Annotated in this window: 23 protein-coding genes and 3 pseudogenes; 13 read left to right on the plus strand and 13 right to left on the minus strand. The window is 56.0% G+C overall.

The genetic code is table 11. The features are described 5' to 3' along the window. Window positions 1-106: 106 nt before the first annotated feature. The 3 genes from I3B46_RS04930 to dfrA12 all read right to left on the minus strand — a co-directional run bounded on the left by I3B46_RS04930 (window position 107) and on the right by dfrA12 (window position 1803). Window positions 107-898 (minus strand): ANT(3'')-Ia family aminoglycoside nucleotidyltransferase AadA2, encoded by a 792-nt coding sequence (locus I3B46_RS04930; protein WP_001206356.1) that lies wholly within the window; start codon window positions 896-898, stop codon window positions 107-109. Between the two features lie 5 nt (window positions 899-903). After that, a complete protein-coding gene (locus I3B46_RS04935; protein WP_001336345.1) occupies window positions 904-1194 on the minus strand; it encodes a DUF1010 domain-containing protein in 291 nt (96 codons plus the stop codon). A 111-nt stretch (window positions 1195-1305) separates the two neighbouring features. Then, complete coding sequence (gene dfrA12, locus I3B46_RS04940) at window positions 1306-1803, minus strand: trimethoprim-resistant dihydrofolate reductase DfrA12 (RefSeq protein WP_001083725.1); 498 nt, start codon at window positions 1801-1803, stop codon at window positions 1306-1308. A 144-nt stretch (window positions 1804-1947) separates the two neighbouring features. Here dfrA12 and intI1 point away from each other — a divergent pair, with 144 nt between their 5' ends. From intI1 to I3B46_RS04965, 5 genes are all read left to right on the plus strand, one after another. Further along, a complete protein-coding gene (gene intI1 / locus I3B46_RS04945) occupies window positions 1948-2961 on the plus strand; it encodes a class 1 integron integrase IntI1 (RefSeq protein WP_000845039.1) in 1014 nt (337 codons plus the stop codon). A gap of 202 nt (window positions 2962-3163) precedes the next feature. After that, the gene (locus tag I3B46_RS04950; protein WP_000454193.1) at window positions 3164-3514 is read left to right on the plus strand and encodes a DUF3330 domain-containing protein; all 351 of its coding nucleotides are present in this window, start codon (window positions 3164-3166) and stop codon (window positions 3512-3514) included. Between the two features lie 125 nt (window positions 3515-3639). Further along, on the plus strand, window positions 3640-4200 hold the full coding sequence (locus I3B46_RS04955; protein ID WP_000147567.1) for a recombinase family protein: 561 nt from the start codon (window positions 3640-3642) through the stop codon (window positions 4198-4200). Between the two features lie 2 nt (window positions 4201-4202). Continuing rightward, on the plus strand, window positions 4203-7154 hold the full coding sequence (locus I3B46_RS04960) for a Tn3-like element TnAs3 family transposase (RefSeq protein WP_015344976.1): 2952 nt from the start codon (window positions 4203-4205) through the stop codon (window positions 7152-7154). Beyond that, on the plus strand, window positions 7088-7564 hold the full coding sequence (locus I3B46_RS04965) for a hypothetical protein (protein WP_223171565.1): 477 nt from the start codon (window positions 7088-7090) through the stop codon (window positions 7562-7564). The genes I3B46_RS04960 and I3B46_RS04965 overlap by 67 nt, the downstream gene beginning before the upstream one ends. 84 nt (window positions 7565-7648) lie before the next feature. Here the strand turns inward: I3B46_RS04965 and I3B46_RS04970 are convergent, their stop codons facing one another. Further along, window positions 7649-8353: an IS6-like element IS1006 family transposase gene (locus I3B46_RS04970; RefSeq protein WP_001067784.1), complete on the minus strand. Its 705-nt coding sequence runs from the start codon at window positions 8351-8353 to the stop codon at window positions 7649-7651. A gap of 63 nt (window positions 8354-8416) precedes the next feature. On the opposite strand from I3B46_RS04970, the pseudogene I3B46_RS04975 reads away from it, so the two are divergent. From I3B46_RS04975 to I3B46_RS04995, 5 genes and pseudogenes are all read left to right on the plus strand, one after another. After that, window positions 8417-9247: pseudogene (locus I3B46_RS04975) on the plus strand (IS91-like element ISCR2 family transposase); the annotation flags it as partial. A 30-nt stretch (window positions 9248-9277) separates the two neighbouring features. After that, window positions 9278-10162 carry a DUF3363 domain-containing protein gene (locus tag I3B46_RS21680; protein WP_001447541.1) on the plus strand — a complete coding sequence of 295 codons (885 nt, stop codon included), beginning with the start codon at window positions 9278-9280 and terminating at the stop codon, window positions 10160-10162. A gap of 222 nt (window positions 10163-10384) precedes the next feature. Continuing rightward, on the plus strand, window positions 10385-11599 hold the full coding sequence (gene floR / locus I3B46_RS04985; RefSeq protein ID WP_000214122.1) for a chloramphenicol/florfenicol efflux MFS transporter FloR: 1215 nt from the start codon (window positions 10385-10387) through the stop codon (window positions 11597-11599). Between the two features lie 27 nt (window positions 11600-11626). Further along, on the plus strand, window positions 11627-11932 hold the full coding sequence (locus tag I3B46_RS04990; RefSeq protein ID WP_001255015.1) for a LysR family transcriptional regulator: 306 nt from the start codon (window positions 11627-11629) through the stop codon (window positions 11930-11932). A gap of 111 nt (window positions 11933-12043) precedes the next feature. Then, a complete protein-coding gene (locus I3B46_RS04995) occupies window positions 12044-13537 on the plus strand; it encodes an IS91-like element ISCR2 family transposase (protein WP_015344975.1) in 1494 nt (497 codons plus the stop codon). A 175-nt stretch (window positions 13538-13712) separates the two neighbouring features. Here I3B46_RS04995 and I3B46_RS22290 read toward each other — a convergent pair whose 3' ends face one another. Continuing rightward, window positions 13713-14015 (minus strand): phosphoglucosamine mutase, encoded by a 303-nt coding sequence (locus tag I3B46_RS22290; protein ID WP_000251875.1) that lies wholly within the window; start codon window positions 14013-14015, stop codon window positions 13713-13715. 86 nt (window positions 14016-14101) lie between these two features. After that, complete coding sequence (gene sul2, locus I3B46_RS05005) at window positions 14102-14917, minus strand: sulfonamide-resistant dihydropteroate synthase Sul2 (protein WP_001043260.1); 816 nt, start codon at window positions 14915-14917, stop codon at window positions 14102-14104. 89 nt (window positions 14918-15006) lie between these two features. Here sul2 and I3B46_RS05010 point away from each other — a divergent pair. Continuing rightward, window positions 15007-16097 (plus strand): IS4-like element ISAba1 family transposase gene (locus tag I3B46_RS05010; RefSeq protein WP_085940648.1). Its coding sequence is split into 2 segments (ribosomal slippage): window positions 15007-15547 and window positions 15547-16097, totalling 1092 coding nucleotides; the frame shifts between segments, so codons are not numbered across the junction. Window positions 16098-16293: 196 nt separating this feature from the next. Here the strand turns inward: I3B46_RS05010 and I3B46_RS05015 are convergent. From I3B46_RS05015 to I3B46_RS05025, 3 genes and pseudogenes are all read right to left on the minus strand, one after another. Next, window positions 16294-16779 (minus strand): hypothetical protein, encoded by a 486-nt coding sequence (locus I3B46_RS05015; protein WP_006581703.1) that lies wholly within the window; start codon window positions 16777-16779, stop codon window positions 16294-16296. Between the two features lie 37 nt (window positions 16780-16816). Next, on the minus strand, window positions 16817-16951 hold the full coding sequence (locus tag I3B46_RS22640) for a phenol hydroxylase subunit (RefSeq protein ID WP_223231885.1): 135 nt from the start codon (window positions 16949-16951) through the stop codon (window positions 16817-16819). Window positions 16952-17004: 53 nt separating this feature from the next. Next, a pseudogene (locus tag I3B46_RS05025) lies at window positions 17005-18504 on the minus strand (Tn3 family transposase); the annotation flags it as partial. An 85-nt stretch (window positions 18505-18589) separates the two neighbouring features. Between I3B46_RS05025 and I3B46_RS05030 the strand changes: the two are divergent. Further along, window positions 18590-19342: an IS6 family transposase gene (locus I3B46_RS05030; protein WP_000602738.1), complete on the plus strand. Its 753-nt coding sequence runs from the start codon at window positions 18590-18592 to the stop codon at window positions 19340-19342. Window positions 19343-19404: 62 nt separating this feature from the next. Here the strand turns inward: I3B46_RS05030 and I3B46_RS22645 are convergent. From I3B46_RS22645 to aac(3)-IVa, 4 genes and pseudogenes are all read right to left on the minus strand, one after another. Next, window positions 19405-19758, minus strand: a pseudogene (locus I3B46_RS22645) (AAC(3) family N-acetyltransferase); the annotation flags it as partial. Between the two features lie 5 nt (window positions 19759-19763). Then, window positions 19764-20789: an aminoglycoside O-phosphotransferase APH(4)-Ia gene (gene aph(4)-Ia / locus I3B46_RS05035; protein WP_000742814.1), complete on the minus strand. Its 1026-nt coding sequence runs from the start codon at window positions 20787-20789 to the stop codon at window positions 19764-19766. Continuing rightward, window positions 20776-20997 (minus strand): hypothetical protein, encoded by a 222-nt coding sequence (locus I3B46_RS22295; protein WP_000171321.1) that lies wholly within the window; start codon window positions 20995-20997, stop codon window positions 20776-20778. The genes aph(4)-Ia and I3B46_RS22295 overlap by 14 nt, the downstream gene beginning before the upstream one ends. A 20-nt stretch (window positions 20998-21017) precedes the next feature. Then, window positions 21018-21794: an aminoglycoside N-acetyltransferase AAC(3)-IVa gene (aac(3)-IVa, locus tag I3B46_RS05045; RefSeq protein ID WP_001199192.1), complete on the minus strand. Its 777-nt coding sequence runs from the start codon at window positions 21792-21794 to the stop codon at window positions 21018-21020. A 113-nt stretch (window positions 21795-21907) separates the two neighbouring features. Here aac(3)-IVa and I3B46_RS05050 point away from each other — a divergent pair, with 113 nt between their 5' ends. After that, the gene (locus I3B46_RS05050) at window positions 21908-22612 is read left to right on the plus strand and encodes an IS6-like element IS26 family transposase (protein ID WP_001067855.1); all 705 of its coding nucleotides are present in this window, start codon (window positions 21908-21910) and stop codon (window positions 22610-22612) included. Window positions 22613-22710 lie beyond the last annotated feature (98 nt).

Here is a 22710-nt window from a genome sequence, read left to right on the forward strand (position 1 = left end):
GACTTGACCTGATAGTTTGGCTGTGAGCAATTATGTGCTTAGTGCATCTAACGCCGGAGTTAAGCCGCCGCGCGTAGCGCGGTCGGCTTGAACGAATTGTTAGACATCATTTACCAACTGACTTGATGATCTCGCCTTTCACAAAGCGAATAAATTCTTCCAAGTGATCTGCGCGTGAGGCCAAGTGATCTTCTTTTTGTCCCAGATAAGCTTGCTTAGCTTCAAGTAAGACGGGCTGATACTGGGCAGGTAGGCGTTTTATTGCCCAGTCGGCAGCGACATCCTTCGGCGCGATTTTGCCGGTTATTGCGCTGTACCAAATGCGGGACAACGTAAGCACTACATTTCGCTCATCGCCGGCCCAGTCGGGCTGCGAGTTCCATAGCTTCAAGGTTTCCCTCAGCGCCTCGAATAGATCCTGTTCAGGAACCGGGTCAAAGAATTCCTCCGCTGCCGGACCTACCAAGGCAACGCTATGTTCTCTTGCTTTTGTAAGCAGGATAGCTAGATCAATGTCGATCATGGCTGGCTCGAAGATACCCGCAAGAATGTCATTGCGCTGCCATTCTCCAAATTGCAGCTCGCGCTTAGCCGGATAACGCCACGGGATGATGTCGTCATGCACGACAAGGGTGACTTCTATAGCGCGGAGCGTCTCGCTCTCGCCAGGGAAAGCCGAAGCCTCCATAAGATCATTGAGCAATGCTCGCCGCGTCGTTTCATCAAGCTTTACGGCCACAGTAACCAACAAATCAATATCGCTGTATGGCTTCAGGCCGCCATCCACTGCGGAGCCGTACAAATGCACGGCCAGCAACGTTGATTCCAGATGGCGCTCAATGACGCTTAGCACCTCTGATAGTTGGTTCGAAATTTCGATGGTCACCGCTTCCCTCATGATGTCTAACGGGCGAGGTAAGCCGACCGCAGAATGCGGGTCGGCTTGACCGAAATGTTAGAACCAGAAGCCAAAACGGATAACTTGAATTTGGCGACGGGCGCTAACCGTGAAAAAACGCTGCGCCACCGAGGCGGCACAGCACTGCAAAAACGATAGCTGCTTGCGCTTGCTACGCAAGGGCTAGAGGCCAAAAAGACTGAAAACCTGCGCAGCCCATGCAGGCGAAGCCCGGAAAAAAGGCAAAACAGGCACTGAATAACGCCTGAAAAGCTAAATGCCGTTTGAATAAACATGAGCTAAATAAAGCTGGGTTTCAGTGGTGCTAACGTTGGACGTAACGAGAGCCGGAGCGCAGCGGAGGGAACCAAAATGCGCAGCATTTTGGCGTCCCGTTGACGGAATGGTTAGCCGTTTCGACGCGCATAAACGGAGTGGGTGTACGGAATTACAGCTTGAATGGTTTCGGTTGAGACAAGCTCGAATTCTGTTTCGTTGAGCATTGGGAAGAAGGCGTCACCCTCGAAGGTTTGATGTACCTCAGATAGAAACACGCCGTGGGCGTGAGGTAGTGCCAGAGTGTATATCTCAGCTCCGCCCGCGACGTAGAGTTCATTGCCGAGTTCGGATGCCAAAGCGATAGCGTGCGACAGCGTTGAAACAACTACGCAGCCAGTGGCGCGGTAGTTAGCTTGGCGTGAGATTACCAATGTGTGACGGTTCGGTAGAGGCTTGCCGATAGACTCAAAGGTCTTTCGCCCCATGACAACGACTTTTCCCTCAGTGAGTCTGCGAAAAATCTTCTGCTCACCCGGAATTTTCCAGGGGATATTAGGACCATTGCCAATAACCCGATTGGCTCCCATCGCAGCAACGAGATAAATGCGTACTGATTCCGAGTTCATATGGCTAACTTTGTTTTAGGGCGACTGCCCTGCTGCGTAACATCGTTGCTGCTCCATAACATCAAACATCGACCCACGGCGTAACGCGCTTGCTGCTTGGATGCCCGAGGCATAGACTGTACAAAAAAACAGTCATAACAAGCCATGAAAACCGCCACTGCGCCGTTACCACCGCTGCGTTCGGTCAAGGTTCTGGACCAGTTGCGTGAGCGCATACGCTACTTGCATTACAGCTTACCAACCGAACAGGCTTATGTCCACTGGGTTCGTGCCTTCATCCGTTTCCACGGTGTGCGTCACCCGGCAACCTTGGGCAGCAGCGAAGTCGAGGCATTTCTGTCCTGGCTGGCGAACGAGCGCAAGGTTTCGGTCTCCACGCATCGTCAGGCATTGGCGGCCTTGCTGTTCTTCTACGGCAAGGTGCTGTGCACGGATCTGCCCTGGCTTCAGGAGATCGGAAGACCTCGGCCGTCGCGGCGCTTGCCGGTGGTGCTGACCCCGGATGAAGTGGTTCGCATCCTCGGTTTTCTGGAAGGCGAGCATCGTTTGTTCGCCCAGCTTCTGTATGGAACGGGCATGCGGATCAGTGAGGGTTTGCAACTGCGGGTCAAGGATCTGGATTTCGATCACGGCACGATCATCGTGCGGGAGGGCAAGGGCTCCAAGGATCGGGCCTTGATGTTACCCGAGAGCTTGGCACCCAGCCTGCGCGAGCAGCTGTCGCGTGCACGGGCATGGTGGCTGAAGGACCAGGCCGAGGGCCGCAGCGGCGTTGCGCTTCCCGACGCCCTTGAGCGGAAGTATCCGCGCGCCGGGCATTCCTGGCCGTGGTTCTGGGTTTTTGCGCAGCACACGCATTCGACCGATCCACGGAGCGGTGTCGTGCGTCGCCATCACATGTATGACCAGACCTTTCAGCGCGCCTTCAAACGTGCCGTAGAACAAGCAGGCATCACGAAGCCCGCCACACCGCACACCCTCCGCCACTCGTTCGCGACGGCCTTGCTCCGCAGCGGTTACGACATTCGAACCGTGCAGGATCTGCTCGGCCATTCCGACGTCTCTACGACGATGATTTACACGCATGTGCTGAAAGTTGGCGGTGCCGGAGTGCGCTCACCGCTTGATGCGCTGCCGCCCCTCACTAGTGAGAGGTAGGGCAGCGCAAGTCAATCCTGGCGGATTCACTACCCCTGCGCGAAGGCCATCGGTGCCGCATCGAACGGCCGGTTGCGGAAAGTCCTCCCTGCGTCCGCTGATGGCCGGCAGCAGCCCGTCGTTGCCTGATGGATCCAACCCCTCCGCTGCTATAGTGCAGTCGGCTTCTGACGTTCAGTGCAGCCGTCTTCTGAAAACGACAATGGAGGTGGTAGCCGAGGGTGTGGAAACACCCGACTGCCTTGCGTGGTTGCGGCAGGCGGGTTGCGACACGGTGCAGGGTTTCCTGTTCGCCAGGCCGATGCCGGCGGCGGCCTTCGTCGGCTTCGTCAACCAATGGAGGAACACCACCATGAACGCCAATGAACCGAGCACCAGTTGCTGCGTGTGCTGCAAGGAAATCCCGCTCGATGCCGCCTTCACGCCGGAAGGGGCCGAGTACGTGGAGCATTTCTGCGGGCTGGAGTGCTATCAGCGCTTCCAGGCGCGGGCCAGCACTGCGACCGAAACCAGCGTCAAACCGGACGCTTGTGATTCGCCGCCGTCAGGTTGAGGCATACCCTAACCTGATGTCAGATGCCATGTGTAAATTGCGTCAGGATAGGATTGAATTTTGAATTTATTGACATATCTCGTTGAAGGTCATAGAGTCTTCCCTGACATTTTGCAGGGAATTCCATGACTGGACAGCGCATTGGGTATATCAGGGTCAGCACCTTCGACCAGAACCCGGAACGGCAACTGGAAGGCGTCAAGGTTGATCGCGCTTTTAGCGACAAGGCATCCGGCAAGGATGTCAAGCGTCCGCAACTGGAAGCGCTGATAAGCTTCGCCCGCACCGGCGACACCGTGGTGGTGCATAGCATGGATCGCCTGGCGCGCAATCTCGATGATTTGCGCCGGATCGTGCAAACGCTGACACAACGCGGCGTGCATATCGAATTCGTCAAGGAACACCTCAGTTTTACTGGCGAAGACTCTCCGATGGCGAACCTGATGCTCTCGGTGATGGGCGCGTTCGCCGAGTTCGAGCGCGCCCTGATCCGCGAGCGTCAGCGCGAGGGTATTGCGCTCGCCAAGCAACGCGGGGCTTACCGTGGCAGGAAGAAATCCCTGTCGTCTGAGCGTATTGCCGAACTGCGCCAACGTGTCGAGGCTGGCGAGCAAAAGACCAAGCTTGCTCGTGAATTCGGAATCAGTCGCGAAACCCTGTATCAATACTTGAGAACGGATCAGTAAATATGCCACGTCGTTCCATCCTGTCCGCCGCCGAGCGGGAAAGCCTGCTGGCGTTGCCGGACTCCAAGGACGACCTGATCCGACATTACACATTCAACGATACCGACCTCTCGATCATCCGACAGCGGCGCGGGCCAGCCAATCGGCTGGGCTTCGCGGTGCAGCTCTGTTACCTGCGCTTTCCCGGCGTCATCCTGGGCGTCGATGAACTACCGTTCCCGCCCTTGTTGAAGCTGGTCGCCGACCAGCTCAAGGTCGGCGTCGAAAGCTGGAACGAGTACGGCCAGCGGGAGCAGACCCGGCGCGAGCACCTGAGCGAGCTGCAAACCGTGTTCGGTTTCCGGCCCTTCACCATGAGCCATTACCGGCAGGCCGTCCAGATGCTGACCGAGCTGGCGATGCAAACCGACAAAGGCATCGTGCTGGCCAGCGCCTTGATCGGGCACCTGCGGCGGCAGTCGGTCATTCTGCCCGCCCTCAACGCCGTCGAGCGGGCGAGTGCCGAGGCGATCACCCGTGCTAACCGGCGCATCTACGACGCCTTGGCCGAACCACTGGCGGACGCGCATCGCCGCCGCCTCGACGATCTGCTCAAGCGCCGGGACAACGGCAAGACGACCTGGTTGGCTTGGTTGCGCCAGTCTCCGGCCAAGCCAAATTCGCGGCATATGCTGGAACACATCGAACGCCTCAAGGCATGGCAGGCACTCGATCTGCCTACCGGCATCGAGCGGCTGGTTCACCAGAACCGCCTGCTCAAGATTGCCCGCGAGGGCGGCCAGATGACACCCGCCGACCTGGCCAAATTCGAGCCGCAACGGCGCTACGCCACTCTCGTGGCGCTGGCCACCGTCACCGACGAAATCATCGACCTGCACGACCGCATCCTGGGTAAGCTGTTTAACGCTGCCAAGAATAAGCATCAGCAGCAGTTCCAGGCGTCAGGCAAGGCCATCAACGCCAAGGTACGTCTGTACGGGCGCATCGGTCAGGCGCTGATCGACGCCAAGCAATCAGGCCGCGATGCGTTTGCCGCCATCGAGGCCGTCATGTCCTGGGATTCCTTTGCCGAGAGCGTCACCGAGGCGCAGAAGCTCGCGCAACCCGATGACTTCGATTTCCTGCATCGCATCGGCGAGAGCTACGCCACCCTGCGCCGCTATGCACCGGAATTCCTTGCCGTGCTCAAGCTGCGGGCCGCGCCCGCCGCCAAAAACGTGCTTGATGCCATTGAGGTGCTGCGCGGCATGAACACCGACAACGCCCGCAAGCTGCCAGCCGATGCACCGACCGGCTTCATCAAGCCGCGCTGGCAGAAACTGGTGATGACCGACGCCGGCATCGACCGGCGCTACTACGAACTGTGCGCGCTGTCCGAGTTGAAGAACTCCCTGCGCTCGGGCGACATCTGGGTGCAGGGTTCACGCCAGTTCAAGGACTTCGAGGACTACCTGGTACCGCCCGAGAAGTTCACCAGCCTCAAGCAGTCCAGCGAATTGCCGCTGGCCGTGGCCACCGACTGCGAACAATATCTGCATGAGCGGCTGACGCTGCTGGAAGCACAACTTGCCACCGTCAACCGCATGGCGGCAGCCAACGACCTGCCGGATGCCATCATCACCGAGTCGGGCTTGAAGATCACGCCGCTGGATGCGGCGGTGCCCGACACCGCGCAGGCGCTGATAGACCAGACAGCCATGGTCCTGCCGCACGTCAAGATCACCGAACTGCTGCTCGAAGTCGATGAGTGGACGGGCTTCACCCGGCACTTCACGCACTTGAAATCGGGCGATCTGGCCAAGGACAAGAACCTGTTGTTGACCACGATCCTGGCCGACGCGATCAACCTGGGCCTGACCAAGATGGCCGAGTCCTGCCCCGGCACGACCTACGCGAAGCTCGCTTGGCTGCAAGCCTGGCATACCCGCGACGAAACGTACTCGACAGCGTTGGCTGAACTGGTCAACGCTCAGTTTCGGCATCCCTTTGCCGGGCACTGGGGCGATGGCACCACATCATCATCGGACGGACAGAATTTCCGAACCGCTAGCAAGGCAAAGAGCACGGGGCACATCAACCCAAAATATGGCAGCAGCCCAGGACGGACTTTCTACACCCACATCTCCGACCAATACGCGCCATTCCACACCAAGGTGGTCAATGTCGGCCTGCGCGACTCAACCTACGTGCTCGACGGCCTGCTGTACCACGAATCCGACCTGCGGATCGAGGAGCACTACACCGACACGGCGGGCTTCACCGATCACGTCTTCGCCCTGATGCACCTCTTGGGCTTCCGCTTCGCGCCGCGCATCCGCGACCTGGGCGACACCAAGCTCTACATCCCGAAGGGCGATGCCGCCTATGACGCGCTCAAGCCGATGATCGGCGGCACGCTCAACATCAAGCACGTCCGCGCCCATTGGGACGAAATCCTGCGGCTGGCCACCTCGATCAAGCAGGGCACGGTGACGGCCTCGCTGATGCTCAGGAAACTCGGCAGCTACCCGCGCCAGAACGGCTTGGCCGTCGCGCTGCGCGAGTTGGGCCGCATCGAGCGCACGCTGTTCATCCTCGACTGGCTGCAAAGCGTCGAGCTACGCCGCCGCGTGCATGCCGGGCTGAACAAGGGCGAGGCGCGCAATGCGCTGGCCCGTGCCGTGTTCTTCAACCGCCTTGGTGAAATCCGTGACCGCAGTTTCGAGCAGCAGCGCTACCGGGCCAGCGGCCTCAACCTGGTGACGGCGGCCATCGTGCTGTGGAACACGGTCTACCTGGAGCGTGCGGCGCATGCGTTGCGCGGCAATGGTCATGCCGTCGATGACTCGCTATTGCAGTACCTGTCGCCACTCGGCTGGGAGCACATCAACCTGACCGGTGATTACCTATGGCGCAGCAGCGCCAAGATCGGCGCGGGGAAGTTCAGGCCGCTACGGCCTCTGCAACCGGCTTAGCGTGCTTTATTTTCCGTTTTCTGAGACGACCCCTAGTTGTTTGCGGTCTTGCGTGGCAGGGAGCAGGCATCTTTAACTTGCCTTTCACAGTGATGCTATGGACTATCATTAGATTAATTATCGTGGTATCGCTTGTATTTATTACTGGAAAATTCGGTCTATCAAGAGAGTTTACTTTCCCCGCAGCAGCAGTAGGTTTAGCTTTTAGTTTATTCCCTGTCCTTGATCATATTGCGTTAGGTTATTCTGCTAAAAATTTCTATGAAACCACTAATTTTATGGGGCAAACGGTTCGGGAATTTGGTGCCAGTAAAATTACGGTCTGGTGGGGTTCGATTTATGCCAAAATAGCCTATGCTAGCCTTGCAGGTTTAATTGGATATGGTGTTAAGGTCGCCACTGATGATTAAAAAAGAAAAACCAACTTGAAGTTGGTTTTTTTGGCACTGTTGCAAATAGAGATTTGAGTCGATGATGTTCCCTTTAAAAAGTACTTAGAGACCGAAAACCCTGTTGATTAGACACACTTCACCCTGAGGCTGACCATAATAAAATGACGATGCTTGTCCTTTACGTAGTGCACGCATGACTTCAATACCTTTAATTGTGGCATAAGCCGTCTTCATAGATTTGAATCCTAATGTGGCCCTGATGATCCGCTTTAGCTTGCCATGATCACATTCAATCACGTTATTTTTATACTTAATCTGCCTGTGCTCAAGGTCTGGTGGACATTTACCTTCCCGTTTTAACCGTGATAAAGCACGTCCATATGTGGGTGCTTTATCCGTGTTGATCACTTGTGGAATTTGCCACTTCTTCACATTATTTAAAATTTTTCCAAGAAAACAATATGCTGATTTGGTATTACGTCTAGAAGAAAGATAAAAATCAATGGTATCGCCACGTTGATCGACTGCACGATACAGATAAGACCATCGTCCATTCACTTTTACATAGGTTTCATCAATATGCCACGAGCTCAGATCTGTAGGATTACGCCAATACCAGCGTAAACGTTTTTCTATTTCAGGAGCATAACGTTGAACCCAACGGTAAATAGTCGTGTGATCAACATTCACACCCCGTTCGGCCAGCATTTCCTGCAGTTCACGATAGCTAATGCCATATTTACAATACCAGCGCACAGCCCAAAGAATGATTTCGCCCTGAAAATGCCGACCATGGAAAGGATTCATATGCTGCACCTTTAGCTAAAACAGTCTTCAGCTTACCATTCGTGGTTATTTGCAACAGTGCCGCTGACGCACACCATCGCCCACCGGGTGGGTCGCTATCTGGAACGGCAAGGCCTGCTGGAACGGGATGTCGAAAACAGCTATCTGGCCTCGGATGCGGTGGATGACGACCCGATGACACCCCTGCTGGGGCACTCGATCACTTACCGTATCGCTGTCGGTTCACAGGCGGGGCGAAAGGTGTTCACTTTGCAAACTCTGCCGACCAGTGGTGATCCGTTCGGTGACGGGATTGGCAAGGTAGCCGGGTCCAGCCTGCACGCCGGCGTGGCGGCCAGGGCCGATGAACGCAAGAAGCTCGAACGGCTGTGCCGGTACATCAGCCGCCCGGCGGTATCCGAGAAGCGGCTGTCGTTAACACGAGGCGGCAACGTGCGCTACCAGCTCAAGACGCCGTACCGGGACGGCACCACGCACGTCATTTTCGAACCATTGGATTTCATTGCAAGGCTGGCCGCCCTGGTACCGAAGCCCAGAGTCAACCTAACCCGCTTCCACGGGGTGTTCGCACCCAACAGTCGGCACCGGGCGTTGGTCACGCCGGCAAAACGGGGCAGGGGCAACAAGGTCAGGGTGGCTGATGAACCGGCAACACCAGCACAACGGCGAGCGTCGATGACATGGGCGCAACGGCTCAAGCGTGTTTTCAATATCGACATCGAGACCTGCAGCGGCTGCGGCGGCGCCATGAAAGTCATCGCCTGCATTGAAGACCCTATAGTGATCAAGCAGATCCTTGATCACCTGAAGCACAAAGCCGAAACCAGCGGGACCAGGGCGTTACCCGAAAGCCGGGCGCCACCGGCTGAGCTGCTCCTGGGTCTGTTTGACTGACGAGCCTGAAGGCCAACGATACCAATCAAAATGCTGCGTTCACAGCGCCGCGGCAGGGATCCGCCGTGCTGGTTGTCGGAAAAGGAGCCGCTAGTGGGAAAGAGGAGGGTAAATTTTCAGCGTTGCTGGCTCCCCGTCAGCCGGATTGGGTTGCATCGCAGGGGTGTCGAAAGAGTCAACTGCGGTCCAAAGCTGTTGGACTTGGGTGAAAAGGGCGTTTATTCTTCCTATACGTGCCGCGTTCCAGGCGGCGACTATGAGGGCTATGTCGATGCCCATGTGCGCCGGCTGGAGGCGCTACGCCGGGCCGGTATCGTCGAGCGGATCGACGCCGACCAATGGCGCATCCCCGATGATCTGGTCAGCCGTGCCGCCGCCCATGACGCCGGCCGAGACAGTCAGGCCAGCGTTCGCGTCCTTTCCCCGGTCGATCTGAACAAACAGATCGGATCGGACGGCGCGACCTGGCTGGACCGGCGGCTGATCCACGGCGAGACGGCCGACCTTGCGCCAACCGGCTTCGGGCAACAAGTCCGCGAAGCCATGGACCAGCGCCGCGAGCACCATATCGAACAGGGCGACGCCACCCGCAGCCGGGACAGCCGCGTCTTCTACCGGCGCAACCTTCTCGCCATCCTGCGGGAGCGCGAGGTAGCCGGCGTCGGATCGGATATGGCTTTGAGTAAGGGCCTGCCGTTCCGCGCCGCCACGGACGGCGAGAGCGTCAGCGGCAAGTTTACCGGAACCGTGCATCTATCGAGCGGCAAGTTCGCCGTGGTCGAGAAATCCCATGAGTTCACCCTTGTCCCGTGGCGGCCGATCATCGACCGCCAACTCGGCCGCGAGGTTATGGGCATCGTGCAGGGCGGGTCGGTGTCGTGGCAGTTAGGGCGGCAGAGGGGGCTGGAACGCTGAGTGCGCCCATGCCGCATTGCGAAGCAAAAGATAATCTGATAAAATGTAGCAATTCATATTCGTAAGCGTGGAGTAATCAGATGGGAAATTCCAAGTCAGCAGACAAGTAAGCCGCAACAACCAGTATTGTTGTTGCGGCGCTCTGTAAGGCTAGTCTCATCTGATTGCTGACGAGCAGACGTCGCCCGGTATTCCTTAATCTTAATCGAGGGTTGATTCGTCATGACCACCACACGCCCCGCGTGGGCCTATACGCTGCCGGCAGCACTGCTGCTGATGGCTCCTTTCGACATCCTCGCTTCACTGGCGATGGATATTTATCTCCCTGTCGTTCCAGCGATGCCCGGCATCCTGAACACGACGCCCGCTATGATCCAACTCACGTTGAGCCTCTATATGGTGATGCTCGGCGTGGGCCAGGTGATTTTTGGTCCGCTCTCAGACAGAATCGGGCGACGGCCAATTCTACTTGCGGGCGCAACGGCTTTCGTCATTGCGTCTCTGGGAGCAGCTTGGTCTTCAACTGCACCGGCCTTTGTCGCTTTCCGTCTACTTCAAGCAGTGGGCGCGTCGGCCATGCTGGTGGCGACGTTCGCGACGGTTCGCGACGTTTATGCCAACCGTCCTGAGGGTGTCGTCATCTACGGCCTTTTCAGTTCGATGCTGGCGTTCGTGCCTGCGCTCGGCCCTATCGCCGGAGTATTGATCGGCGAGTTCTTGGGATGGCAGGCGATATTCATTACTTTGGCTATACTGGCGATGCTCGCACTCCTAAATGCGGGTTTCAGGTGGCACGAAACCCGCCCTCTGGATCAAGTCAAGACGCGCCGATCTGTCTTGCCGATCTTCGCGAGTCCGGCTTTTTGGGTTTACACTGTCGGCTTTAGCGCCGGTATGGGCACCTACTTCGTCTTCTTCTCGACGGCTCCCCGTGTGCTCATAGGCCAAGCGGAATATTCCGAGATCGGATTCAGCTTTGCCTTCGCCACTGTCGCGCTTGTAATGATCGTGACAACCCGTTTCGCGAAGTCCTTTGTCGCCAGATGGGGCATCGCAGGATGCGTGGCGCGTGGGATGGCGTTGCTTGTTTGCGGAGCGGTCCTGTTGGGGATCGGCGAACTTTACGGCTCGCCGTCATTCCTCACCTTCATCCTACCGATGTGGGTTGTCGCGGTCGGTATTGTCTTCACGGTGTCCGTTACCGCGAACGGCGCTTTGGCAGAGTTCGACGACATCGCGGGATCAGCGGTCGCGTTCTACTTCTGCGTTCAAAGCCTGATAGTCAGCATTGTCGGGACATTGGCGGTGGCACTTTTAAACGGTGACACAGCGTGGCCCGTGATCTGTTACGCCACGGCGATGGCGGTACTGGTTTCGTTGGGGCTGGTGCTCCTTCGGCTCCGTGGGGCTGCCACCGAGAAGTCGCCAGTCGTCTAACCGACGACTGGTAGCAGGCCCGCTCCGATGCGGCGCACTAACCATCGAAACCTCGTGAATGTCGGTATCCTGTCTGGCAGGATACCGCTCATTTCCCTTGTTCAGTTCATCGCCGTCGCCGAGCATCTGAATTTTCGGCATGCGGCCAAGGCACTTGGTATCAGCCAGTCGAGCGTCAGCGCGCGTGTGAAAGCGCTGGAGGATAACCTTGGTGTCCTGCTATTTGAGCGCCATGCGCGGGGCGTTCGGCTAACAGACGCAGGCAGGCACTTCATGGAGCGTGTCACGGCGGGTGTCGATCAACTCGATCACGCAGTGAAGACCGCGGAGTGACGGGCACTGGCTGGCAATGTCTAGCAACGGCAGGCATTTCGGCTGAGGGTAAAAGAACTTTCCGCTAAGCGATAGACTGTATGTAAACACAGTATTGCAAGGACGCGGAACATGCCTCATGTGGCGGCCAGGACGGCCAGCCGGGATCGGGATACTGGTCGTTACCAGAGCCACCGACCCGAGCAAACCCTTCTCTATCAGATCGTTGACGAGTATTACCCGGCATTCGCTGCGCTTATGGCAGAGCAGGGAAAGGAATTGCCGGGCTATGTGCAACGGGAATTTGAAGAATTTCTCCAATGCGGGCGGCTGGAGCATGGCTTTCTACGGGTTCGCTGCGAGTCTTGCCACGCCGAGCACCTGGTCGCTTTCAGCTGTAAGCGTCGCGGTTTCTGCCCGAGCTGTGGGGCGCGGCGGATGGCCGAAAGTGCCGCCTTGCTGGTTGATGAAGTACTGCCTGAACAACCCATGCGTCAGTGGGTGTTGAGCTTCCCGTTTCAGCTGCGTTTCCTGTTTGCCAGCCGGCCCGAGATCATGGGGTGGGTGCTGGGCATCGTTTACCGCGTCATTGCCACGCACCTGGTCAAGAAAGCGGGCCATACCCACCAAGTGGCCAAGACGGGCGCGGTCACCCTGATCCAGCGTTTTGGATCGGCGCTCAATCTGAATGTTCACTTCCACATGCTGTTTCTCGACGGTGTGTATGTCGAGCAATCCCACGGCTCAGCGCGTTTCCGCTGGGTCAAGGCGCCGACCAGCCCAGAGCTCACCCAGCTGACGCACACCATCGCCCACCGGGTGGGTCGCTATCTGGAACGGCAAGGCCTGCTGGAACGGGATGTCGAAAACAGCTATCTGGCCTCGGATGCGGTGGATGACGACCCGATGACACCCCTGCTGGGGCACTCGATCACTTACCGTATCGCTGTCGGTTCACAGGCGGGGCGAAAGGTGTTCACTTTGCAAACTCTGCCGACCAGTGGTGATCCGTTCGGTGACGGGATTGGCAAGGTAGCCGGGTTCAGCCTGCACGCCGGCGTGGCGGCCAGGGCCGATGAACGCAAGAAGCTCGAACGGCTGTGCCGGTACATCAGCCGCCCGGCGGTATCCGAGAAGCGGCTGTCGTTAACACGAGGCGGCAACGTGCGCTACCAGCTCAAGACGCCGTACCGGGACGGCACCACGCACGTCATTTTCGAACCATTGGATTTCATTGCAAGGCTGGCCGCCCTGGTACCGAAGCCCAGAGTCAACCTAACCCGCTTCCACGGGGTGTTCGCACCCAACAGTCGGCACCGGGCGTTGGTCACGCCGGCAAAACGGGGCAGGGGCAACAAGGTCAGGGTGGCTGATGAACCGGCAACACCAGCACAACGGCGAGCGTCGATGACATGGGCGCAACGGCTCAAGCGTGTTTTCAATATCGACATCGAGACCTGCAGCGGCTGCGGCGGCGCCATGAAAGTCATCGCCTGCATTGAAGACCCTATAGTGATCAAGCAGATCCTTGATCACCTGAAGCACAAAGCCGAAACCAGCGGGACCAGGGCGTTACCCGAAAGCCGGGCGCCACCGGCTGAGCTGCTCCTGGGTCTGTTTGACTGACGAGCCTGAAGGCCAACGATACCAATCAAAATGCTGCGTTCACAGCGCCGCGGCAGGGATCCGCCGTGCTGGTTGTCGGAAAAGGAGCCGCTAGTGGGAAAGAGGAGGGTAAATTTTCAGCGTTGCTGGCTCCCCGTCAGCCGGATTGGGTTGCATCGCAGGGGTGTCGAAAGAGTCAACTGCGGTCCAAAGCTGTTGGACTTGGGTGAAAAGGGCGTTTATTCTTCCTATACGTTGTCGGCAGCGGGCCAAAAAGGAATACGTCCATGCCCATCGAGGTGAAACCGGCTGTGAGCGCGGGTTCAAGCATATAGCCCGACAGGCGCGTATCCTTGCCGATCACGACACGATGGCGGTGGTCACCGCGACGAAAGACACGGCCAGCCGCCATGCCGACGCGCAAGGCGGTTTCCGCCGTCATCGCGCCTTCGTTGGCTTTGCCACGAATACCGTCTGTGCCGAAATATTTGCGCACCATAAGGTCGATTATCCTGTCGTCGGGTCGCCCTCAAAGGGGACATGCCTGCTGAACCGCGAATATAGAGAAATATCCCGAATGTGCAGTTAACGAATTCTTGCGGTTTCTTTCAGCGCCGCCAATACCGCCAGCCCGTCGCGCAAGGGGCGCGGCTCGTGTGTGCGGATGAAGTCAGCTCCACCTGCGGCGGCGGCAAGCTCTGCAGCGAGTGTCGCGGCCCCGACATCCCCCGGACCACGGCCTGTGAGCGCGCGCAGAAAGGATTTGCGCGAAACAGACAGAAGCACCGGCAAATCGAAGCGCAGCCGCAATTCATCGAACCGCGCCAGCACCGAGAGCGAGGTTTCGGGAGCAGCCCCCAGAAAAAACCCCATGCCGGGATCAAGGACAAGGCGGTTGCGTTTGATACCGGCACCCGTCAGCGCCGCGATGCGCGCGTCAAAGAACGCCGCAATGTGATCCATGATGTCGCCAGCGGGTGCCTCGCGCCGATCTGCCTGCCCGTCTTGCACCGAATGCATAACGACGAGTTTGGCAGATGATTTCGCCAATTGCGGATAGAACGCAGCGTCTGGAAAACCGCGAATATCATTGAGATAGGCCACACCACGCGACAAGGCATAGGCTTGCGTCGCGGGTTGATAACTGTCGAGCGAGACGGGAATGCCATCTGCCTTGAGCGCGTCCAGCACCGGCGCGATACGCGCGATTTCTGTGTCGGACGAAACAGGCGCGGCGTCGGGATTGCTGGATGCCGGACCGAGGTCGATCACATCTGCCCCCTCGGCCATCAGCTTACGCGCCTGCGCAATGGCTGCGTCTGGCGCCAGATACCGGCCTCCATCGGAGAAACTGTCCGAGGTTATGTTGACGATGCCGAAAATGATGAGCGATTTATTCATGGGGGCTTCTATAATAATCTCTGTACACGACAAAAATAGATAACTCATTGAAATAATGTCACAATAATTGTTTTCTAACGACGAATACTATGACACATCTCAATGAGTTATATCTTATCTTAAACAAATCTCTAAAATGGAACAAGTCACATTTAAAGTGCTTTGCGCTCATCATGCTTGTGATTATTTTAAAGCAAACATGTAATCTTTCTTCTGCATCTAAAGCCTTGCCCATCAAGTGTTTACCACAATCATTTTATCGACGTATGCAGCGCTTCTTTGCAGGTCAGTATTTTGATTATCGTCAAATTTCTCAGTTGATTTTCAATATGTTTTCATTCGACCAAGTGCAACTGACTTTAGATAGAACCAATTGGAAATGGGGAAAACGAAATATTAATATCCTGATGCTCGCAATCGTTTATCGTGGAATAGCGATACCTATCCTTTGGACATTGCTTAATAAACGTGGAAATTCAGATACGAAAGAGCGTATTGCTTTGATTCAACGCTTTATAGCCATTTTTGGTAAAGACCGTATTGTGAATGTGTTCGCAGACAGAGAGTTTATCGGTGAGCAGTGGTTTACATGGTTAATTGAACAAGACATCAACTTCTGCATTCGTGTTAAAAAAACTTCATTGTCACCAATCATTTAGGAAAGAATCATAAAATTAGTGATTTATTTCGCCATCTTAAAGTTGGTCAAATTGAATGTCGTAAACGACGGATTTTGGTTGGTCGGGTGAAACTATATATAAGTGCACTACAGTTAGAAAATGGAGAGCTTTTACTCGTCGTTTCTCCTCAGTTTAATGCCAATGCTATTCAGGATTATGCATTACGCTGGGAAATTGAAACCTTATTCAGTTGTCTCAAAGGACGCGGGTTTAATCTTGAAAATACGCGCTTGACAGACCCTAGACGAGTGAAAAAATTGATTGCGGTGTTAGCTATAAGCTTCTGTTGGTGTTACTTAACGGGTGAATGGCAACATAATCAAAAAAAAGCGATAAAAATAAAGAAGCATGGACGACTCTCAATGAGTTTATTTCGCTATGGTTTAGACTATGTTCAAATGGCGATTCAGCGTTTAATTGGTTTTGGGAAAAAAGAAGAGTTTAAGGAAATTTTGGCAATTTTAAGAAAGCAGAATCCTGATAGGATAAGGGTTCTGTGAAATTTGTCGTGTACAGAGTATAATAATAATAATCGAGCATGAGTCTCATACGGATGCTCGGGTCGAAAGGGAATCCCCAGGCGAGTAACCTGTTTGCGGTGATCCATTAGCTGCAGGAGCAGAAGAGCATACATCTGGAAGCAAAGCCAGGAAAGCGGCCTATGGAGCTGTGCGGCAGCGCTCAGTAGGCAATTTTTCAAAATATTGTTAAGCCTTTTCTGAGCATGGTATTTTTCATGGTATTACCAATTAGCAGGAAAATAAGCCATTGAATATAAAAGATAAAAATGTCTTGTTTACAATAAAGTGGGAGTAGTAATTTCGTTACTTTGTTTAGAATTTCTTCAGAAATATTTCTTAATAAATCGTGTTTTTCAACAAGCGTAAAATTACTTTCTAAAATCTCTTGTTGTTTAGCTCGAGTTTGGGTATAAGCCCCATAATAAAATTGACGAGGATCTTTAAGCACGTACCAATCTTTCATTTGGATTACAGTACGGCCCTTATCGTAAAGATCAAATTCAGGCTGCCATAAAGGTTTGTAATGAAAATTAATTTCTTCCTGAATATCGTAGGTCGCTTCTTGATAACGTGAAGCTGGTTTATCACCAAATCTTTTTTCAATATAAGCATAAGTATTTCTTAAAGGCTTAACTGAAGATGTTTTAATATCAATTTGCATATAAATCTTCCTGATTTTTTAATAAAGACTAGAGTTTTTATTCTCTAATACCGGCCTGTCCAAATCGCCACTTCATGCGGTCATATTCAATCTTTGCAAAATCATCCGTACTTAGGTGCTGTACTTGATGGTGTGCGCAGAATTCTTCAAAAGCCTTGACTGGCATAATCATTTCTACAGCTAACTCTGGATGGGGTCGTTTGCGGGAGGGGGCGGAATCCTACGCTAAGGCTTTGGCCAGCGATATTCTCCGGTGAGATTGATGTGTTCCCATCCGAGCGGCGAAACATGGGCCAAGAGATCGGGCGATAGCAGCTTTCCATCGCGTTTCTGGTTTGCAACGACCTCGCCGAGCTTCATGGTGTTCCAGAAGATGATGATGGCGGCGAGCAGATTCATGCCGGCGATGCGGTAATGCTGGCCTTCGGCGGAACGGTCGCGGATTTCACCGCGGCGGTGGAAGCTGATTGCCCGCTTCAGCGCATGATGAGCTTCGCCTTTGTTGAGCCCGATCTGGGCACGCCGTTGGAGTTCGGCATCCAGAATCCAGTCGATCATGAACAGGGTGCGCTCGACGCGACCGACTTCCCGCAGGGCTGTCGCGAGCTCGTTCTGCCGCGGATAGGAGGCGAGTTTCCGCAGAATCTGGCTTGGCGCGACGGTCCCGGCAGCAATGGTGGCGGCGATGCGCAGGATGTCGGGCCAATTGCGCTCGATCATGGCTTGGTTGACCTTTCCGCCGATCAACGCTCGCAGGTGCGCCGGGGCGGCCGACGGATTGAACGCGTAGAGCCGTTTGGATGGCAGGTCGCGGATGCGCGGAGCGAACCGGTAGCCGAGAATGGCACATGCGGCAAAGACGTGATCGGTGAAGCCGCCCGTGTCGGTGAACTGCTCGCGGATATGGCGTCCAGCATCGTTCATCAGCAGGCCATCGAGGATGTAAGGCGCTTCGCTTGCCGTTGCAGGAATCACCTGGGTTGCGAACGGCGCATATTGGTCGGAGACGTGGCTATAGGCTTTCAGGCCCGGGGTATTGCCATATTTCGCGTTGACCAGGTTCATGGCCTCACCTTGCTCTGTAGCGACGAAGAACTGTCCGTCGCTCGAAGCCGACGTGCCCATGCCCCAGAACCGGGCCATGGGTAACGCTGCCTGTGCCTCGACCACCATGGCCAGCGCCCGGTCATAGGCTTCGCCCTCGACATGCCACCGTCCAATGCGGATCAATTCCCAGAAGGTGTGGGTGTTTGTCGCATCCGCCATTTTGCGCAAGCCGAGGTTGATCCCTTCCGCCAAGATAACGTTCATTAGCCCGATCCGGTCAGCGCAGGGTGCTCCTGTGCGCAGATGGGTGAACGCTTCGGTGAAGCCGGTCGCCGCATCCACCTCCAGCAGGAGATCGGTGATGCGCGTGGGCGGGATCTGCTTGTAGAGATCGAGCACCAGATCTTCGGCGCCTGTCGGCGCGGCGGCTTCGAGTTTCTCGATATGCAGAACGCCGTTTTCAATCGACCCGCCCGGGATCGTGCCTGCGCGAGCGGCACGGCCAAGCTCGCGCAACCGCATGTCGAGGCGAGCTTGCCGGTCTGCCAGCCATTCCTCCGGCCGCAATGGCACAGCGAGACGACCGCCTTCCGCGATGGATTGTGCCGGAACGAGTGCGTGTTTCAGATCGCCATAGCGCCGGGACCTAGTAAGCCAGACATCTCCGGAGCGGAACGCATGGCCTTGTCGCAAATTCTTCAGGTTAACTCGATGTTGACCATGGGGAGAGAAGTTGCCGCTCCTGATATTGCGGAGCGAGCCGATGATTTTGAATACCATTGCCGAAAAGCTGAAGCGCCAGTCGAAGGATGATTTCAAGGGCAGGCATTTCGAGGCCTGGCTGATTGTACAGGCGGTTGCCTGGTACTTGCGCTACCCGCTCAGCTATCGTGACTTGGAAGAGATGTTTCGCGAGCGGGGCTTCGAGGTCGATCATAGCACGATCAACCGCTGGGTATTGGCTTATGCACCTGTCATCGAGAAACGGCTGCGGCAGTTTCGTCGACCCCATTGCGGCTCGGTCCGGATTGATGAGACCTATGTCAAGATCCGCGGCAAATGGCGCTATCTGTACCGAGCCATCGATAAGCATGGCAATCCGGTGGATTTCCTGCTGACCGCTAAGCGCGATCTCGACGCTGCCAAGCGGTTCTTCCGAAAGATGCTTAAAGATGAACCCTTGTTGTCGCCGAACAGGATTGGGACGGACGGGGCCAACACCTTCCCGTCAACGATCAAAACGTCGGTTGATGATGGGCTTCTCCATCCCGATCCCGTGCATTATGTGACCAAACATCTCCAGCAGGGGATTGAGAGCGACCATTTCCGGGTGAAGAAGAACATGCCGAAGATCGGCGGTTTCCAATCCTTTAACACGGCGCGGCGAACCATCGCGGGTTTCGAGGCGATGCTGTGGCTGCGGAAGGGCTTTGGCTTTTCAGGCGGCTGGACCGTCAATGACCAGAATGATTTGCTTGCGCGCCTCTTCGGACTGCAAAAGGTTAACAAAGCATGAAAATACCGGCCTTGGCTGGGTGATAGCTGCCTCCAAAAGTGTTTGCGACACGCCCGGAACAATTCAGCCACTGCACCCATGTTCCGAGTTGGTGTGGTTTGCGGATCGTATGCCGGCATCTCGTTGCGCAAGATCTGCACCCAATCGGCAGGCACGGGCGGCGATCTCCAATCTGCGGGATCAGTCAGATCACCCGAGTGCGTGGGCATGACAATCGTGCCCTGGGGACCAACACAATCCAGAAGGGCCTGAATCACTGCGACCGGCCCTCCCGCGACCCAGCCGAGCGAGCTTAGCGAACTGTGGACGAGAACTGTGCCACCAAGCGTAAGGCCGTTCTCTCGCATTTGCCTTGCTAGGCTCGCGCGAGTTGCTGGCTGAGGCGTTCTCGAAATCAGCTCTTGTTCGGTCGGCATCTACTCTATTCCTTTGCCCTCGGACGAGTGCTGGGGCGTCGGTTTCCACTATCGGCGAGTACTTCTACACAGCCATCGGTCCAGACGGCCGCGCTTCTGCGGGCGATTTGTGTACGCCCGACAGTCCCGGCTCCGGATCGGACGATTGCGTCGCATCGACCCTGCGCCCAAGCTGCATCATCGAAATTGCCGTCAACCAAGCTCTGATAGAGTTGGTCAAGACCAATGCGGAGCATATACGCCCGGAGCCGCGGCGATCCTGCAAGCTCCGGATGCCTCCGCTCGAAGTAGCGCGTCTGCTGCTCCATACAAGCCAACCACGGCCTCCAGAAGAAGATGTTGGCGACCTCGTATTGGGAATCCCCGAACATCGCCTCGCTCCAGTCAATGACCGCTGTTATGCGGCCATTGTCCGTCAGGACATTGTTGGAGCCGAAATCCGCGTGCACGAGGTGCCGGACTTCGGGGCAGTCCTCGGCCCAAAGCATCAGCTCATCGAGAGCCTGCGCGACGGACGCACTGACGGTGTCGTCCATCACAGTTTGCCAGTGATACACATGGGGATCAGCAATCGCGCATATGAAATCACGCCATGTAGTGTATTGACCGATTCCTTGCGGTCCGAATGGGCCGAACCCGCTCGTCTGGCTAAGATCGGCCGCAGCGATCGCATCCATGGCCTCCGCGACCGGCTGCAGAACAGCGGGCAGTTCGGTTTCAGGCAGGTCTTGCAACGTGACACCCTGTGCACGGCGGGAGATGCAATAGGTCAGGCTCTCGCTGAATTCCCCAATGTCAAGCACTTCCGGAATCGGGAGCGCGGCCGATGCAAAGTGCCGATAAACATAACGATCTTTGTAGAAACCATCGGCGCAGCTATTTACCCGCAGGACATATCCACGCCCTCCTACATCGAAGCTGAAAGCGCGAGATTCTTCGCCCTCCGAGAGCTGCATCAGGTCGGAGACGCTGTCGAACTTTTCGATCAGAAACTTCTCGACAGACGTCGCGGTGAGTTCAGGCTTTTTCATATCTCATTGCCCCCGGACGAGCGTCTGCTCCGCCATTCGCCGTCCGCCGTGCCAATCGGATCAGCCGTCCAAATGCGGGATTTTCGTTAGTCGGAGGCCAAACGGCATTGAGCGTCAGCATATCATCAGCGAGCTGAAGAAAGACAATCCCCGATCCGCTCCACGTGTTGCCCCAGCAATCAGCGCGACCTTGCCCCTCCAACGTCATCTCGTTCTCCGCTCATGAGCTCAGCCAATCGACTGGCGAGCGGCATCGCATTCTTCGCATCCCGCCTCTGGCGGATGCAGGAAGATCAACGGATCTCGGCCCAGTTGACCCAGGGCTGTCGCCACAATGTCGCGGGAGCGAATCAACCGAGCAAAGGCATGACCGACTGGACCTTCCTTCTGAAGGCTCTTCTCCTTGAGCCACCTGTCCGCCAAGGCAAAGCGCTCACAGCAGTGGTCATTCTCGAGATAATCGACGCGTACCAACTTGCCATCCTGAAGAATGGTGCAGTGTCTCGGCACCCCATAGGGAACCTTTGCCATCAACTCGGCAAGATGCAGCGTCGTGTTGGCATCGTGTCCCACGCCGAGGAGAAGTACCTGCCCATCGAGTTCATGGACACGGGCGACCGGGCTTGCAGGCGAGTGAGGTGGCAGGGGCAATGGATCAGAGATGATCTGCTCTGCCTGTGGCCCCGCTGCCGCAAAGGCAAATGGATGGGCGCTGCGCTTTACATTTGGCAGGCGCCAGAATGTGTCAGAGACAACTCCAAGGTCCGGTGTAACGGGCGACGTGGCAGGATCGAACGGCTCGTCGTCCAGACCTGACCACGAGGGCATGACGAGCGTCCCTCCCGGACCCAGCGCAGCACGCAGGGCCTCGATCAGTCCAAGTGGCCCATCTTCGAGGGGCCGGACGCTACGGAAGGAGCTGTGGACCAGCAGCACACCGCCGGGGGTAACCCCAAGGTTGAGAAGCTGACCGATGAGCTCGGCTTTTCGCCATTCGTATTGCACGACATTGCACTCCACCGCTGATGACATCAGTCGATCATAGCACGATCAACGGCACTGTTGCAAATAGTCGGTGGTGATAAACTTATCATCCCCTTTTGCTGATGGAGCTGCACATGAACCCATTCAAAGGCCGGCATTTTCAGCGTGACATCATTCTGTGGGCCGTACGCTGGTACTGCAAATACGGCATCAGTTACCGTGAGCTGCAGGAGATGCTGGCTGAACGCGGAGTGAATGTCGATCACTCCACGATTTACCGCTGGGTTCAGCGTTATGCGCCTGAAATGGAAAAACGGCTGCGCTGGTACTGGCGTAACCCTTCCGATCTTTGCCCGTGGCACATGGATGAAACCTACGTGAAGGTCAATGGCCGCTGGGCGTATCTGTACCGGGCCGTCGACAGCCGGGGCCGCACTGTCGATTTTTATCTCTCCTCCCGTCGTAACAGCAAAGCTGCATACCGGTTTCTGGGTAAAATCCTCAACAACGTGAAGAAGTGGCAGATCCCGCGATTCATCAACACGGATAAAGCGCCCGCCTATGGTCGCGCGCTTGCTCTGCTCAAACGCGAAGGCCGGTGCCCGTCTGACGTTGAACACCGACAGATTAAGTACCGGAACAACGTGATTGAATGCGATCATGGCAAACTGAAACGGATAATCGGCGCCACGCTGGGATTTAAATCCATGAAGACGGCTTACGCCACCATCAAAGGTATTGAGGTGATGCGTGCACTACGCAAAGGCCAGGCCTCAGCATTTTATTATGGTGATCCCCTGGGCGAAATGCGCCTGGTAAGCAGAGTTTTTGAAATGTAAGGCCTTTGAATAAGACAAAAGGCTGCCTCATCGCTAACTTTGCAACAGTGCCTGTGCAGGCGGATCAAACCGCCGTAGAGGTCTTTGTCAGTCATTTT

The sequence above is a fragment of the Providencia sp. 2.29 genome, from assembly GCF_015832305.1.
In the GTDB taxonomy this organism is placed as follows: Bacteria; Pseudomonadota; Gammaproteobacteria; order Enterobacterales; family Enterobacteriaceae; genus Providencia; species Providencia stuartii.

What these genes read in the sequence shown, in the direction of transcription:
- I3B46_RS04930 (WP_001206356.1), bottom strand. Translation starts at nt 898, where the DNA reads ATGAGGGAAGCGGTGACCATCGAAATTTCGAACCAACTATCAGAGGTG.
- I3B46_RS04935 (WP_001336345.1), bottom strand. Translation starts at nt 1,194, where the DNA reads ATGTTTATTCAAACGGCATTTAGCTTTTCAGGCGTTATTCAGTGCCTG.
- dfrA12 (WP_001083725.1), bottom strand. Translation starts at nt 1,803, where the DNA reads ATGAACTCGGAATCAGTACGCATTTATCTCGTTGCTGCGATGGGAGCC.
- intI1 (WP_000845039.1), top strand. Translation starts at nt 1,948, where the DNA reads ATGAAAACCGCCACTGCGCCGTTACCACCGCTGCGTTCGGTCAAGGTT.
- I3B46_RS04950 (WP_000454193.1), top strand. Translation starts at nt 3,164, where the DNA reads ATGGAGGTGGTAGCCGAGGGTGTGGAAACACCCGACTGCCTTGCGTGG.
- I3B46_RS04955 (WP_000147567.1), top strand. Translation starts at nt 3,640, where the DNA reads ATGACTGGACAGCGCATTGGGTATATCAGGGTCAGCACCTTCGACCAG.
- I3B46_RS04960 (WP_015344976.1), top strand. Translation starts at nt 4,203, where the DNA reads ATGCCACGTCGTTCCATCCTGTCCGCCGCCGAGCGGGAAAGCCTGCTG.
- I3B46_RS04965 (WP_223171565.1), top strand. Translation starts at nt 7,088, where the DNA reads ATGGCGCAGCAGCGCCAAGATCGGCGCGGGGAAGTTCAGGCCGCTACG.
- I3B46_RS04970 (WP_001067784.1), bottom strand. Translation starts at nt 8,353, where the DNA reads ATGAATCCTTTCCATGGTCGGCATTTTCAGGGCGAAATCATTCTTTGG.
- I3B46_RS21680 (WP_001447541.1), top strand. Translation starts at nt 9,278, where the DNA reads ATGCTGCGTTCACAGCGCCGCGGCAGGGATCCGCCGTGCTGGTTGTCG.
- floR (WP_000214122.1), top strand. Translation starts at nt 10,385, where the DNA reads ATGACCACCACACGCCCCGCGTGGGCCTATACGCTGCCGGCAGCACTG.
- I3B46_RS04990 (WP_001255015.1), top strand. Translation starts at nt 11,627, where the DNA reads ATGCGGCGCACTAACCATCGAAACCTCGTGAATGTCGGTATCCTGTCT.
- I3B46_RS04995 (WP_015344975.1), top strand. Translation starts at nt 12,044, where the DNA reads ATGCCTCATGTGGCGGCCAGGACGGCCAGCCGGGATCGGGATACTGGT.
- I3B46_RS22290 (WP_000251875.1), bottom strand. Translation starts at nt 14,015, where the DNA reads ATGGTGCGCAAATATTTCGGCACAGACGGTATTCGTGGCAAAGCCAAC.
- sul2 (WP_001043260.1), bottom strand. Translation starts at nt 14,917, where the DNA reads ATGAATAAATCGCTCATCATTTTCGGCATCGTCAACATAACCTCGGAC.
- I3B46_RS05015 (WP_006581703.1), bottom strand. Translation starts at nt 16,779, where the DNA reads ATGCAAATTGATATTAAAACATCTTCAGTTAAGCCTTTAAGAAATACT.
- I3B46_RS22640 (WP_223231885.1), bottom strand. Translation starts at nt 16,951, where the DNA reads ATGATTATGCCAGTCAAGGCTTTTGAAGAATTCTGCGCACACCATCAA.
- I3B46_RS05030 (WP_000602738.1), top strand. Translation starts at nt 18,590, where the DNA reads ATGATTTTGAATACCATTGCCGAAAAGCTGAAGCGCCAGTCGAAGGAT.
- I3B46_RS22295 (WP_000171321.1), bottom strand. Translation starts at nt 20,997, where the DNA reads ATGACGTTGGAGGGGCAAGGTCGCGCTGATTGCTGGGGCAACACGTGG.
- I3B46_RS05050 (WP_001067855.1), top strand. Translation starts at nt 21,908, where the DNA reads ATGAACCCATTCAAAGGCCGGCATTTTCAGCGTGACATCATTCTGTGG.